The organism is Pseudomonas sp. MM211 (assembly GCF_020386635.1).
GTDB lineage: Bacteria > Pseudomonadota > Gammaproteobacteria > Pseudomonadales > Pseudomonadaceae > Aquipseudomonas.
On sequence record NZ_CP081942.1, the window covers coordinates 1160482 to 1173993 of the forward strand.

Genomic DNA, 13512 nt, shown 5'->3' on the forward strand with positions numbered 1-13512 from the left:
GAACCTATCCCGTTCGCGCATCAGTTCTCCGGGCAGGAATGTGCTTGCCAATGCTGACCATCAAAAGACAACACGCAGTCATCTCCTACGCACCACAGTGCCTCGGCACAGGCGTCGAGGTTGTGAAATGCCAGTGGCCCTGGCAGGGGAACTTGAACGGCTGACAACTGATCGTTGGCATAACGCAGTAAATGCGTGCCGGCAGTTAGATACAGAGCACCCTGGAATTCGCATGCATTTTCCAACACCAGATGGCTAAACGCGGAGTCACTCAAATCTGCCCAGCCTTGTTGGCGATTACCCCTGAACAGAACGCCGCCCGAACCGGCCAGGAATACAGAGCCGTCGCTGTGCTGATGGGCCACGTACAGCGGCAGGTTGGTGGGACTTTCCAGGCGAGTCCATTTACTGGCGTCCCAGTGCCACAAGGCACCGCTATCGCCTGCAGCGTAGATATCATTGGCCGCTGTACCGTCCAGCGCATTCAGGCTTGAGGTGACCTGATCCTGTAACGGCTCGTAGATGCCCTGATCCATGCGTTGCCAGCCCTGGGCCGTGCGTCGCAGAACCTGGCTTTGAGTGCCGCAAGCGTATAGCTGTCCGTCGATCTCGCGCAGGGCCTTCAAATAGGCGTTGGCCAGCGGCAGTTGCTCGTCGTAAAAGGCCTGGCCGGATGGATGGATACGTAGCGAGCCGAGGCGTCCTAGCAGGTGGTAGACATCCTTGCCGCGGTTGCCATCTGCGGCCTGGCGATGGCTGTCCTGGGTGATGTCATCAAGGTCATAGAGGTGATACCAGCTGCCCTCGGCGATCATCATGATACGACTGATGGTCGGCTCGGTCTCTTCGACATAGAGAAGTCCGCTCAGCAACGCGCGCTCGGCGGAAATGGCGATCACGTGCTTGAAGTAGAGGGCGGAGTCTTTGCGTTGCATGATTGAAATCCTAAGGCATGCCCGCTGGGGCGCTTGGGCTGACTGGGGCCGGGATAGCTTTGCCGGGTTTGCCTGATGCCCTCAGTACGGTTGAGTCGGTACAGGCCGGGGCCTTGGCAGATGTGCTGGTGTAGCACTGGTCGAGCTGGTGCTCTACGCACGCCTGTTCATCAGGTGTGATATCGCGCGGTGGCGTGAGTGCGCCACCGGCCGACGCTGCTGCGGTCTTCCTGGCGGTTGCGTAGGTGAACGGTTTGCCCTGTTGGTGATGGTTCAGCTCGACAGGATCGAATCGTTCGTGGCAACGCTGGTGCGAGCCTTGATATTGGTTGCCGAACGAAACGCAAATGACCGGTGCCTGCTGATGGTTGTAGTTGGCTATATCGCGCATGCAACGGCCGGGAATCAGGTGGTGGCCGGTGTGCCGCTCACCGCTGGCCGAGTCGGGGCAGGGATCGCTGTAGGGCTGTACGCGCAGGTGTTCCATCCCGGCATATTTGCCGCCCGGCTGGAAGGCCAGCACCATGCTGGCTGTGTGCGGCCATGGTGGCGTGTTGCCGGGCTTTGAGCCGTGGTTGTGAGTAGTCAGATCAAGGTGGCGAACGACATTCTTGTCTTCAAACTTGACGTCCATAGACCAAGAGGTGAAGTACACCTTCCCTTTGATCTTGCCAGTCAGAATACCTTTCTTGGGCGCGCAGCCGGGTTCGTCACCATAGCTAGTCTTGTAGTGACTCTTGTTCTTGAGCATCACCTCCCTGCCCGCCATCCTGACCGTGCGTGTTCCTTTGGTGGTGTCGCTGGCCAGGCCCGTGTTGGGAGAAGGGATGGGAATGCCCATGGGGGTGGGCGGTGCCTGGGGCGGCGTAAAGCAAACGTCAGGAAAGGCAGCAATGGATTTGCCGTCGGAGCTCTTCGCCGAGATTTCTCGACCATTGGCGTAAACCGTATGGCTCATTTCAGTTGATCTGCACCGAACCGCCCTTGATGCGGTTCACGCCGCTGGAGCGGCTGGACAGGTAGGCGCCCTTGATCAGCACCTTGCCCTCGCGGGTCAGGGTGATGCTGGCCTTGCCGCAGCGCAGCACGATCTCGCGTTCGGCGCTGAATTCCAGGCGTTCGCCGTCCATGTGCGCCACAGCCGCTGGCGTGGCGATCGGCGCCTGCGGCAGGCGCTGGATGCGGCCGATCACCAGTGGCTGAGACGGGTCACCGGCGACGAACATCAGCGCCACCTGAGCGCCGATGTCTTCACGGCTGAGCGTCGTGGTGGTGGTCGCGGCGATACCGGTTTCCGATGGGCAGCCGGGGAACGCCACTACCGGGCTGGACGCCTGGGGCACATCGAGCAGCACGCCGATGACCACGCCGTCGAGGCGAGTGACGGCTGGGGTGTGGAACTGGACTGTCATATAGGTTGCTCCATGGCCGTGGTCGCGGCTCAGTTCTGCAGGATCTTCTGGCCTTTCATCACGATGTTCTTGGCGGCCTTGACGTTGATCGCCCCGGAGCCGTCGATGCTGATGTTCTTGCCACGAATCACGATGGTGCCGTCCTTCTTCATGACGATGCTGGCGGCGCCAGTCTGCAGGGTGATCGAGTCACCGGCCTTGAGTACGAAGTTCTTGCCGACATGCAGATTGTCATCCTTGAGGACTCGGCTATTGCGCTCGCCGCGCACATAGTGCGACTCGTTACCGCCGGCCATGGTCGCCAGATCCGCGCCGATCAGCACGTACTCGTTGGCGGTGATCAGCGCGGTGCGGTCGGCACCGATGGTGGTGCGCTCGCTGTTGCCAACGCTTTCGGTACGGTTGGCGCCGATGCTGATGGTTTCATTGCTGCCGACGCTTTCAGTGCGGTTGGCGCCGATGCTGATGGTCTCGTTGCTGCCGACGCTCTCGGTACGGTTGGCGCCAATGCTGATGGTCTCGTTGCTGCCAACCTGCTCGGTGCGGTTCACGCCGATGGTGATGGACTCGTTGTTGCCGACCTTTTCGGTGCGGTCGACGCCGATGGTGATGGTCTCGTTGTTGTCCACCGTTTCGGTACGGTCGTGTTTGACGTGCACGGTCTCATCGTGATCGATGGTCTTGCTGCGGTCGTGGCCCACCCAGTGGGTTTCGTCGTTCTCGACCTCGATGTCCTGATTCTTCTCGGCATGGATGAACAACTGCTCTTCGCCCTTCTTGTCCTCCATGCGGATTTCATTGAAGTTGGCCGGCGTGCCGCCCTTGCTCGAGCGGCTCTTGGTGCCGCTCTGGGTGGCGTTGGCAGGCAGATCGTAGGGCACCGTCTGTTCGGCGTTGTAGACGCGGCCGGTGATGATTGGCCGGTCGGGATCGCCCTCGAGGAAGCCGACGATGACTTCCTGGCCGATGCGCGGGATCTGGATCGAGCCCCAGTTCTTGCCGGCCCAGTTCTGCGATACGCGGATCCAGCAGGAGCTGTTCTCGTTGGATTGGTCGTGGCGATCCCAGTAGAAATGTACCTTTACCCGGCCGTACTGATCGGTCCAGATTTCCTCGCCCTTGGGGCCGACCACCATGGCCGTCTGCGGGCCCTGCACGATCGGCTGAACGGTCAGTGGCAGCGGCCGGAATACCTGGCTGGCGTCGATGCAGGTGAGGCTGCTGTCGAACTGGAAGGCTTCACTGCCCCGGCCGCTTTCATACAGATCCTGGGTCACGGTGTATTCGCTGTCGACGATCAGGTATTCGCGGTTCTGGTCATCGCGCGGGTAGTCGGTGAGGCTGAACAGGTGGCCGCTGCCGAGCCCGCGGGCGTTGCCCTTCAGGCGAATCTGCTCGTGCTGTGCCTGAATCGCCTCGATGCGATTGCGCGCGTATTGCTCGCCATCCTTGCTCTGCACGTACTCGCCCGGGTAGTCGTAGAGCGGATAGTCGGCGTTGCTGTGCTCGCGGGCGATGCTGGAGCGAACTTCCAGGCGCGCGCTGGGGCGCTGGAAGTCGTAGTCGTTGAGCGCCAGGGAGCCAGGTTGCACTTCGTGCGCCAGGTGCCAGTCATGAATGTGATCGCGCTCGCGCATCTGATCATCGAGCGGGTAGAACGGCACGCTGGCGTAGCCGGGTGCCGTGCTGTGTGCACCGTAGGCATCGCAGAGCACTAGCACGTGGCGTTCCTGCTCGTGACGGAAGTAGTAATAGATCCCTTCCTGCTCCATCAGCCGGCTGACGAAGTCGAAGCTGGTCTCGCGGTATTGCACGCAGTAGTCCCACTCGCGATAGGAGCGGGTGAGGGCGTCTTCGAAATCGGAGAAACCGAGGTCGCGCAATACCTGCTTGATGATCTCGGGCACGGTCTTGCTCTGGAAGATCCGGCAGTCGGACGTGCGCGATAGCAACCATAGCCAAGGCTTGAGCGTGACCTGGTAACTGGCGAACTGGCCACGATGGGCGGTCTGGCTGCAACGCGCGACGATGCCGTGGAAGTAGCGATCGCTGCCATCGGCCAGTTGCACGGCAATACCCATCGGTTTGCCGAGCAGGTTGTTGAGCTTCAGCGATGAATTTTCCGACGCCAGGCTCAACTCGTACTGGAACAGGCGGCCGAGAGACTCGGTGCCGCTCAGACGTTCCATGACCAGCGCGTTTTCGCCGAGCGGGCTGTTGACCTTGGCCATGCGCGACTGTTGTGTGATTGCCATTTCCGTGACCCTGGGATGCCGTCCTGTGTCGAAGATAACCGGGAATGCCGTTACGTGCTGAGACGCCGTTGGGAATGCACGATCAAGCTGGCCGGTCTGTCTGTTTTTTCCACGCGGGTTGGTGTGGCGCTGCCTGTGACAGCGCTTGATCAGGCCGGCGAAGCGCAAAGGTGTCGCAAGCGATGCGGCATTGTCCAGTAATAGCGATGAGCAATGCCTGGCCGCTTGGCTTGCTAGCCACAGCGCCTGGCTCTAAGGTGCGGCTTTCGCCCACAGCCAGTAGCCGATGACCATGGATCGTTTTGCCCCCTTTGTGCAGCAGGCAACCCGGTTGCTGGCGCTCTGCGCGCCCTCGACCGACGATGGTGCCCATGATCTGTCGCACCTGCAGCGGGTCTGGGCCAATGTCCTTCTGCTGCAACGGGAAGAGGGTGGTGATCTGGAGCTGCTGCTGGCGGCCGTGCTGTTGCACGACTGCGTAGCGGTGGAAAAGGATTCGCCGTTGCGTGCCAACGCATCGCGCCTTTCTGCCGAGCGCGCCGCTGGAGTGCTCACCAGCCTGGGTTGGCGCGATGAGCGTATCGCGGCGGCCTGCCATGCCATCGAAGCGCACAGTTTCTCTGCGGCAATCGCGCCGACCAGCCTGGAGGCGCGCATCCTGCAGGATGCCGATCGCCTCGATGCCATCGGTTTGATCGGCGTGGTGCGTTGTTTTCATGTGTCCGGGCGAATGGGCAGCGCCTTGTACGACGCTGACGATATCGACGCGCTGCATCGCCCGCTGGATGACCAGCGCTTCGCACTCGATCATTTCCGCACCAAGCTGCTGGGCCTAGCCTCTGGCTTTCAGACCGCGGCAGGCGCGCGTCTGGCCGAGCAGCGGCACGCGCGGATGGTCACCTTCCTCGACGCATTTCGCGAGGAAATCCAACCGCCTTTGACCTTAATAGAGGAGTGAGCATGCACTACGACGTCATCGTCATCGGACTGGGCGCCATGGGCGCTGCCACCCTTTATCAACTGGCCAAGCGCGGTGTGCGCGTGGCCGGCGTGGATCGTCATGCGCCGCCCCACGATCAGGGCTCCAGCCATGGCGATACACGCATCACCCGCCAGGCCGTGGGCGAGGGAGCGGCCTATGTACCGCTGGCGTTGAATTCCCAGCGCATCTGGCGGGAGCTGGAAGCGCAGAGTGGCGAATCCTTGTTCGAGGCTTGCGGCATGCTGATGCTCAGCAGCAGCCAGGCGCCGACTCGCGGTCATGGCACACCTGATTTCGGCGGTGAGACAGCAGCGCTGGCCAAGCGCTTCGACATCGAACACGACCTGCTGGATGCCGCAGGGATTCGCGCACGCTTTCCGCAGTTCGGCGGTTTCAGCGAAGAGGCTACCGGCTATTACGAGCCGGGAGCCGGTTACGTGCGCCCCGAACTGGCCATCGACGTGCAACTGAGGCTGGCCGAGCAGTTGGGCGCGACCTTGCACAAGAACACGCCGGTCAGCGCCATCGAATCCGTCGGCCAGGGTGTTCGCGTGCAGACCAGCAACGGCACGCTGACCGCGGACAAGGCCATCGTCTGCGCCGGCATGTGGACCGGCCGCCTGCTCGGTGCGCCGGTCGAGAGCCTGCTCAAGGTGTGCCGCCAGCAATTGTTCTGGTTCGAGCTCGATGAGCCAGAACGTTTCGCTGCCGACTCACCGGTTTATATCCTGCTGCACGGTGCGGCGGACACCGACAGTTGCTACGGCTTCCCGCCGCTGCCGGGCGAAAACGCTATCAAGATCGCCACCGAGCAGTACCTCGATGGCTGTGACCCCGATGCGCTGGATCGCAGTGTCAGCCAGGCCGATATCGACGCCATGTATGATGCTCATGTGGCTGGTCGCCTGCTCGGTGTGTCGAAGCGGGTGCTCAAGTCCAAGGTCTGTACCTACACCATCACCCCGGACTTCAACTTCATCATCGACGCCCATCCGCAGCTGGCCAACGTGACTTTGGTGTCGGCCTGTTCGGGGCATGGCTTCAAGCATTCCGCCGGCATTGGCGAAGCGCTGGCCATGCATCACTGCAACGAACCAGGCGCTGTCGACCTGTCACCCTTCTCGCTGGCGCGCTTCAGGTAGTTACCTGCAAGTAAGCTCTCAGGAGCTACTGACGAATAGACGGCAGCAAGGCAGAAGCGGACATCGGGCGCTGCTGCTTTTGTGGGAGGGGCTTTAGCCGCGATTGTGCCTGTCTAGGCGTGAAGAGCTCGCGGGTAAAGCCCCTCCCACAAGTTACGCGATCGGCCGCTTTCGCCACGTTGTGGCCATCGCAGGCAATCTTTCGGCTAAAGATCATCGTCATTCAGCCAGCGATACATCACGTGGCAATCCACCAGGCCCAGGGTGCGGTGCCGGTAGGCTTTCGGCAGGGTGCCGACGATGCTGAAACCGTGCTTCTGCCAGAGCGCCACAGCGACTGTGTTAGTTGCCACCACGGAGTTGAACTGCATCGCCTGAAAGCCCAGTTCGCGACCGATCTGCAGCGAATGCTGGCACAGCGCGCTCGCCACGCCCTTGCCTCGGGCTGCCGGCGAGGTCATGTAGCCGCAGTTGCATACGTGGTCACCGGGGCCGGCGGCGTTGGCTTTGATGTAGTAACTGCCAAGGATCTGCCCGTCTTCTTCGGCGACGAAGGTGGCGCTGGGCAGCTCGACCCAGAGTTTCCAGGCCATTTCACGATCCATGGCCGGGTCATAGGCGTAGGTTTCCTGGGCCTGGGTGACGTCGCGGATGATGGGCCAGACCTGATCGAAGTCGGCGCTGGTAATAGGGCGGATATTCACGCGCTCTCCTGGGGTATGCAGCGACTCACGCCTTGAACATGCGCGGGTCGTAAGTGAAGTCGTAGATGTCGAGTATGCTGATCTGGCTGATGGCCGGATGCAGCGGATTGATCAGCAGATTGCGTTCCAGCGGTAGCACCGCAGACGGCACGATAAGCCCCAGGTGACTGACCGCGCGCAGCCAGGTCGTACCGAAGTGCATGCTCGGGCGGTCGACCGGCAGGGCGTTCCAGCCTTTCGGCAGTTCGTTGGCAGCGGGCTCCCAGTAAAGCGCGGGGTCGTCCGGCAGCTCGAAGCAGGTGATCTTCATCGGCATCGCTGGCGGGCCTTCTGCGTGCACGAAGGTTTCCAGGCAGCAGATGGCAGGTGAAAGCCCCATGTACACCGCTGCGACATCCTGCTCGTTCCAACGCCCACCTTCGATAGCAGCACCGCGCCCGGAAAGATCCGTCGCCCGCTTGGCCTTGGCGACACGCCAGGCGCGCATCAGGCCGCGCCACCCCAATCGAGGGCGTTGAGCACCCGGCGAACCTGCTTGGCGCCGATTTCCGTTTCGCAGAGCATGATCGGCGCCTGCCCGCCCAGCGACTGATTGGCACGCGACATCCAGTCTGCAGCCGCCTGGCGGCTCTCGAACACCTCTTCGGCCAACTGGCAGACCATGGCGATCCGATCCAAGCGCTCCGAGGCGACCGGGTCGAGCAGCTTGTGCTCGCGCCGCCGCCGTTCGAGGGTAGAAATCGATGCGTTGAGAAGGATTTCCAGGTTGCGCTCGGGCAAGGCGAAGGTTGCCTTCACGGCCTGTACCAGCTCGGCGGCGAAGCCATCCCGGATCTGTTGCAGGCGCTCGGCTTCACTGAGTTTTTCACGGCCGGCGCTGAACGCCCAGAAGGCGGCGCTCAGGGGCTGGGCCTCGCCCTTGCCCTGTTTGGCCTGACGCATTGCGGTGATGGTCATGTAGCCTCCTTCATTTGAATGATAATAAAAGTCAAATGAAGGTTACTCCCTTCTGCTCTCGCTTGCACGTCCGCCTAGCGGATGGCGATGAGCTGCGACCTTCGCAATCGCAGTTGATATCGCATCCGGTCTATTCGGGCCAGTTACAGCTGTTGTAAGCGTCCAGTGCCGCCGGGTTTTCCTCGAAATTAAAGGTCTTGCCGGTGCGCAGGTTCTTGTACTGAAAGTCGAACACCACGGCGCCCTGATGGTGAAAGGTGTAGCGTCCGCCGATGCGCTCCTCGTCGGTCAGCACTTCCAGCCAGGTGCTGAGGTATTCCCACGGGCGACCCTCCACCTCATCGACGACTTCGCTGCTTTTGAACACGATCGGCAAGCTGTCGGCCTGGCCGGCATAGAGCACCGTGCCTGCGCGGCTCCAGTCGCCCTGCTCGGTGGTGAAAAGGGTCAGGCTGAGGCGGATCGGTTTGCCACCGCCCGTCGATTGCAGGCAGCGTACATCGTCCGCCCAGGCTGGCGCGCAGGCGGTAGCCAGCAGCGCAAATGCCAGCAGGCGCCTCACCTGTCGTAACCTTCGGCGATATGCTGATCCTTGAGCTTCACGTAGTTGCCGGCGGTGTAGCTGAAGAAGTTGCGCTCCTTGTCGGTCAGTGGCCGCGCCTGTTTCACCGGGCTGCCGACGTACAAGTAACCGCTTTCCAGTACCTTGCCCGGCGGCACCAGGCTGCCGGCGCCGATGATCACGTCGTCTTCGACCACCGCGCCGTCCATCACCGTGCTGCCCATGCCGACCAGGATGCGGCTGCCCAGGGTGCAGCCGTGCAGCATCACCTTGTGGCCGATGGTCACTTCGTCGCCGATGATCAGCGGGAAGCCGTCCGGGTTGAAGGGACCGGCATGGGTGATATGCAGCACGCTGCCGTCCTGCACGCTGGTGCGCTTGCCGATACGGATGCGGTGCATGTCGCCGCGGATCACGGTCAGCGGCCACACGGAGCTGTCTTCACCGATTTCCACATTGCCGATGACCACCGCCGAGGCGTCGACGAATGCGCGCTCGCCAAGCTGCGGGGTGATGGATTGGTAAGTACGAATCGCCACGATAGAACCTCTTAAGCTGCGCCAGGGGTTGATTGTAATTAAGATGGACGCCATATCAGTTGTCAGTCTTCTAAATTCATTCCACCACAGGTACCCGACGTGAGTGTGAACAATCCCCTGCTGCAAGATTTCGACCTGCCGCCGTATTCGACCATCCTGCCCGAGCATGTAGAGCCGGCAGTCGATGCCATCCTCGCCGAAAGCCGTACGGCGGTGGCCGAGCTGCTGGCCAGCCAGGGCAATGCGCCGCGCTGGGAATCGCTGATCGATCCGCTCGACGAGCAGGGTTCGAAGCTAGGCCGCGCCTGGAGCCCTGTCAGCCACCTCAATGCCGTGCGCAACAACCCCGAGCTGCGCGCCGCCTACGAGGCCTGCCTGCCCAAACTCTCCGAGTACTGGACGGAAATGGGCCAGAACCGCGCCCTGTTCCAGGCTTACGAGGCTCTCGCTGCCAGCCCTGAAGCGGCCGGTTTCGACGTGGCGCAGAAGACCATTCTCGAACACGCTCTGCGTGATTTCCGCCTGTCCGGTATCGACCTGCCAGCCGAGCAGCAGAAGCGTTACGGCGAGATCCAGATGAAGCTTTCCGAGCTGGGCAGCCGTTTCTCCAACCAGTTGCTGGACGCCACTCAGGCCTGGACCAAACACGTCGAGGACGAAAGCCTGCTGGCCGGCATCACCGATTCCGCCAAGGCGCAGATGAAACAGGCTGCCGAGGCCAAAGGGCTGGAAGGCTGGCTGATCACCCTGGAATTCCCCAGCTACTACGCGGTGATGACCTACGCCGACAACCGCGCACTGCGCGAAGAGCTGTACGCCGCCTACTGCACCCGTGCCTCGGATCAGGGCCCGAATGCCGGGCAGAACGACAACGGCCCGGTGATGGCCGAGATTCTCGACCTGCGCCAGGAACTGGCACGCTTGCTCGGCTTCGCCAACTATTCCGAGTTGAGCCTGGCCAGCAAGATGGCCGAGTCCACCGAGCAGGTGCTGAGCTTCCTGCGTGACCTGGCGGTGCGCAGCAAGCCGTTCGCCGAGCAGGATCTGGCCGAGCTCAAGGCCTATGCCGCCGAGCATGGCTGCAACGATCTGCAGAGCTGGGACGTGGGCTACTACAGCGAAAAACTGCGTGAGCAGCGCTACAGCATTTCCCAGGAAATCCTGCGTGCCTATTTCCCCATCGACAAGGTGCTCGGCGGCCTGTTCGCCATCGTCGAGAAGCTCTACGGCATCCAGATCAAGGAGCTTTCCGGCTTCGATACCTGGCACCCGGACGTACGCCTGTTCGAGATTTCCGAGAACGGCCAGCACGTCGGGCGCTTCTTCTTCGACCTGTACGCCCGTGCCAACAAGCGCGGTGGTGCCTGGATGGACGGTGCCCGCGACAAGCGTCGTGCTGCCTGCGGCGAGCTGGTCAGCCCGGTGGCCAACCTGGTGTGTAACTTCACCCCGGCGTCGACCGGCAAGCCGGCCCTGCTGACCCACGACGAAGTCACCACGCTGTTCCACGAGTTCGGCCATGGTCTGCATCACCTGCTGACCCGCGTCGAGCATGTCGGGGTTTCCGGCATCAACGGCGTGGCCTGGGATGCCGTCGAGCTGCCCAGCCAGTTCATGGAAAACTGGTGCTGGGAGCCCGAGGGCCTGGCGCTGATCTCCGGTCATTACCAAACCGGCGAGCCGCTGCCGCAGGATCTGCTCGACAAGATGCTCGCTGCCAAGAACTTCCAGTCTGGTCTGATGATGGTGCGTCAGCTGGAGTTCTCGCTGTTCGACTTCGAACTGCATGCCATTCATGGCGACGGCCGCAGCGTGCTGGAAGTGCTCGAAGGCATTCGTGACGAGGTCTCGGTGATGCGTCCGCCGGCCTACAACCGTTTCCCCAACAGTTTCGCGCACATCTTCGCTGGCGGTTATGCCGCCGGTTACTACAGCTACAAGTGGGCTGAGGTTCTGTCTGCCGATGCCTTCTCGAAGTTCGAAGAAGAGGGTGTGCTCAACCCGCAGACCGGGCGCGCCTTCCGCGAAGCAATCCTGGCCCGCGGCGGCTCCCTGGCGCCAATGGTGCTGTTCGTCGATTTCCGTGGCCGCGAGCCGAGCATCGACGCGCTGCTGCGCCACCTGGGCCTGAGTGCGGAGGCGGCATGAGCGACGAGCCGGTGATAACGCCCAAGCGCTTCATCGCCGGAGCCGTGTGCCCGGCGTGCAGCGAAATGGACAGCATCAAGATGTGGAACGTCGATGGCGTGCCGCATCGCGAGTGCGTGCAGTGCGGTTATGCCGACACCCTGGACGAGCGTGGCAACTCGGTGGCCAAGGAGCTGCCGACCCGCGTCAACGTCAGCGCCCTGACGCCGAAGAAACCGGCCGACCCCAAGGTCAAGGCTGTGCAGTTCTTCCCGAACCCCAAGCTGAAGAAGCCTGAGTAATTCCCAGCGGCACAAACAAAACAAGCGCCCGAAGGCGCTTGTTTTGTTTCAGGGGTGATCGCTAGCTGGGCGACAGCGCTTCAGCAGGTTTCTGCTTCTTGGCGCGCAGCAGGCCATAGGCGTGCCAGAGCACGGACAGCGCGGCCAGGCCCAGGAAGGTGGCTGAGATCGGGCTGGTCAGGAAGGCGCTGAAGTTGCCATCGGACAACATCAGGCCACGGCGCAGGTTGGTCTCCGCCATCGGCCCGAGGATGAAGCCGATGATGAACGGCGGTGCCGGCATACCCGCCTTGATGAAGCCGTAACCGATGATCCCGAACAGCAGGATGCTCCAGGCGTCGAACAGGCGGCTGTTGAGGCCAAAGGCACCCACCACGCAGAGCACCAGGATGATCGGCAGCAGGATGTGCTTGGGCACCGACAGCAGCTTGATGAAGATGCGCAGGCCGTAGAACTCCAGCACCAGCATGATCACCGTGGCCAGAATCAGCGCGGCGAAGATGGTGTAGACCAGCGGGCCCTGAGTGATGAACAGCAGCGGCCCCGGCTGGATACCGTGGATCAGGAAGCCGCCGAGCAGCATGGCGGTGACCGTGTCGCCGGGAATGCCGAGGGTCAGCAGCGGCACCATGGCGCCGCCGATGCCGGCGCTGTTGGCGGTTTCACTGGCGACCACGCCGCCCGGGTTGCCCTTGCCGTAGGAGTCCGGATCCTTGTCGCGTTTCTTGGCGACGATGTAGGAGACGATGTTCGAGGTGCCCGAGCCGACGCCGGGTAGCACGCCGATGCCCAGGCCGATCATTGCCGAGCGGAAGGCGTTACGCAGTTGGCCGACGAATTCCTTCAGCGAGAAGCCGAAGCCTTTGACCTTGGACATGTCCAGCGGGGCGACCTTGGTCTTGCCGGCATGCCGTCCGGTTTCGGCCAGGCGTATCACCTCGGCCACGGCGAACATGCCGATCATTACCGCCAGCATGGCGAAGCCGCCATTGAGGTTGGACTGGTCGAAGGTAAAGCGGCGAATCGCATCCACCGGGGCAATGCCGACGGTGGAGAAGGCGAAGCCCAGAGCGCCGGAAAACACGCCCTTGGTCAGCGAACCGGTGGACAGCGTGGCGATCAGGGTCAGCGAGAAAATGGCGATGGCGAAGTATTCATGGGGCCCGAAGCTGAGCGCCACCTTGGCCAGAATCGGCGCGATGAACATCAGTGCGCCGATGCCGAAGATGGTACCCAGGAACGAGAACACGATACCGATGCCGAGGGCCTTGAAGCCTTCGCCTTTCTCCATCATCGGCCCACCATCGAACACCGTGGCGATCGATGAGGGCGTCCCGGGTATCTTCAGCAGAATCGACGGAATCAAACTGCCGGAAATCGCCCCCACGTAGAGAGCGACCAACAGCGAAAGGCCGGCGGCCGGTCCCATTGTGAAGGTCAGCGGCAGGCACAGCGCCACGGCCATGGTGGCGGACAGACCCGGCACCGCGCCGAAGATGATGCCAACCACCACGCCGATCGTGATGAGGATGAATATCTGCATCGAGAAGACTGCAGCGAAGCCGTGTTGCATCAAGTCGAGCATCGCGCGCCTC

14 protein-coding genes are annotated in these 13512 nt (G+C 62.1%); 4 read left to right on the plus strand and 10 right to left on the minus strand.

Going from position 1 to position 13512, the window contains the following annotated elements:
• Positions 1 to 20 precede the first annotated feature (20 nt).
• From K5Q02_RS05165 to K5Q02_RS05180, 4 genes are read right to left on the minus strand one after another with little or no spacing between them, the layout of a single operon-like run.
• Positions 21 to 935 (minus strand): hypothetical protein, encoded by a 915-nt coding sequence (locus tag K5Q02_RS05165; RefSeq protein WP_225837078.1) that lies wholly within the window; start codon positions 933 to 935, stop codon positions 21 to 23.
• A gap of 10 nt (positions 936 to 945) precedes the next feature.
• A complete protein-coding gene (locus K5Q02_RS24510; RefSeq protein WP_442963963.1) occupies positions 946 to 1893 on the minus strand; it encodes a PAAR-like domain-containing protein in 948 nt (315 codons plus the stop codon).
• A 1-nt stretch (position 1894) separates the two neighbouring features.
• Positions 1895 to 2347, minus strand: coding sequence for a DUF6484 domain-containing protein (locus K5Q02_RS05175; protein ID WP_225837079.1), 453 nt, complete (start codon positions 2345 to 2347; stop codon positions 1895 to 1897).
• Between the two features lie 29 nt (positions 2348 to 2376).
• Positions 2377 to 4602: a type VI secretion system Vgr family protein gene (locus K5Q02_RS05180; RefSeq protein ID WP_225837080.1), complete on the minus strand. Its 2226-nt coding sequence runs from the start codon at positions 4600 to 4602 to the stop codon at positions 2377 to 2379.
• 286 nt (positions 4603 to 4888) lie between these two features.
• On the opposite strand from K5Q02_RS05180, the gene K5Q02_RS05185 reads away from it, so the two are divergent.
• Complete coding sequence (locus tag K5Q02_RS05185) at positions 4889 to 5560, plus strand: HD domain-containing protein (RefSeq protein ID WP_225837081.1); 672 nt, start codon at positions 4889 to 4891, stop codon at positions 5558 to 5560.
• The gene (solA, locus tag K5Q02_RS05190) at positions 5557 to 6726 is read left to right on the plus strand and encodes an N-methyl-L-tryptophan oxidase (RefSeq protein WP_442963964.1); all 1170 of its coding nucleotides are present in this window, start codon (positions 5557 to 5559) and stop codon (positions 6724 to 6726) included. Before K5Q02_RS05185 ends, solA begins: the two co-directional genes overlap by 4 nt.
• Before the next feature lie 206 nt (positions 6727 to 6932).
• Here solA and K5Q02_RS05195 read toward each other — a convergent pair whose 3' ends face one another.
• The 5 genes from K5Q02_RS05195 to K5Q02_RS05215 all read right to left on the minus strand — a co-directional run bounded on the left by K5Q02_RS05195 (position 6933) and on the right by K5Q02_RS05215 (position 9488).
• The gene (locus K5Q02_RS05195; protein WP_225837085.1) at positions 6933 to 7430 is read right to left on the minus strand and encodes a GNAT family N-acetyltransferase; all 498 of its coding nucleotides are present in this window, start codon (positions 7428 to 7430) and stop codon (positions 6933 to 6935) included.
• A gap of 25 nt (positions 7431 to 7455) precedes the next feature.
• Positions 7456 to 7917: an RES family NAD+ phosphorylase gene (locus K5Q02_RS05200; protein ID WP_225837087.1), complete on the minus strand. Its 462-nt coding sequence runs from the start codon at positions 7915 to 7917 to the stop codon at positions 7456 to 7458.
• On the minus strand, positions 7917 to 8387 hold the full coding sequence (parS, locus tag K5Q02_RS05205) for a type II RES/Xre toxin-antitoxin system antitoxin (RefSeq protein ID WP_225837089.1): 471 nt from the start codon (positions 8385 to 8387) through the stop codon (positions 7917 to 7919). The genes K5Q02_RS05200 and parS overlap by 1 nt, the downstream gene beginning before the upstream one ends.
• Before the next feature lie 130 nt (positions 8388 to 8517).
• The gene (locus K5Q02_RS05210) at positions 8518 to 8949 is read right to left on the minus strand and encodes a hypothetical protein (protein ID WP_225837091.1); all 432 of its coding nucleotides are present in this window, start codon (positions 8947 to 8949) and stop codon (positions 8518 to 8520) included.
• Positions 8946 to 9488: a gamma carbonic anhydrase family protein gene (locus tag K5Q02_RS05215; protein ID WP_225837094.1), complete on the minus strand. Its 543-nt coding sequence runs from the start codon at positions 9486 to 9488 to the stop codon at positions 8946 to 8948. The genes K5Q02_RS05210 and K5Q02_RS05215 overlap by 4 nt, the downstream gene beginning before the upstream one ends.
• Positions 9489 to 9587: 99 nt before the next feature.
• Here K5Q02_RS05215 and prlC point away from each other — a divergent pair, with 99 nt between their 5' ends.
• On the plus strand, positions 9588 to 11636 hold the full coding sequence (gene prlC / locus K5Q02_RS05220) for an oligopeptidase A (protein ID WP_225837095.1): 2049 nt from the start codon (positions 9588 to 9590) through the stop codon (positions 11634 to 11636).
• Entirely contained in the window at positions 11633 to 11917 is a 285-nt protein-coding gene (locus tag K5Q02_RS05225; protein ID WP_225837097.1) for a YheV family putative zinc ribbon protein, read from the plus strand. The genes prlC and K5Q02_RS05225 overlap by 4 nt, the downstream gene beginning before the upstream one ends.
• A gap of 61 nt (positions 11918 to 11978) precedes the next feature.
• Here the strand turns inward: K5Q02_RS05225 and K5Q02_RS05230 are convergent, their stop codons facing one another.
• Positions 11979 to 13502, minus strand: a complete 1524-nt coding sequence (locus K5Q02_RS05230; RefSeq protein WP_225837099.1) for a tripartite tricarboxylate transporter permease — start codon at positions 13500 to 13502, stop codon at positions 11979 to 11981.
• Between the last annotated feature and the right edge of the window lie 10 nt (positions 13503 to 13512).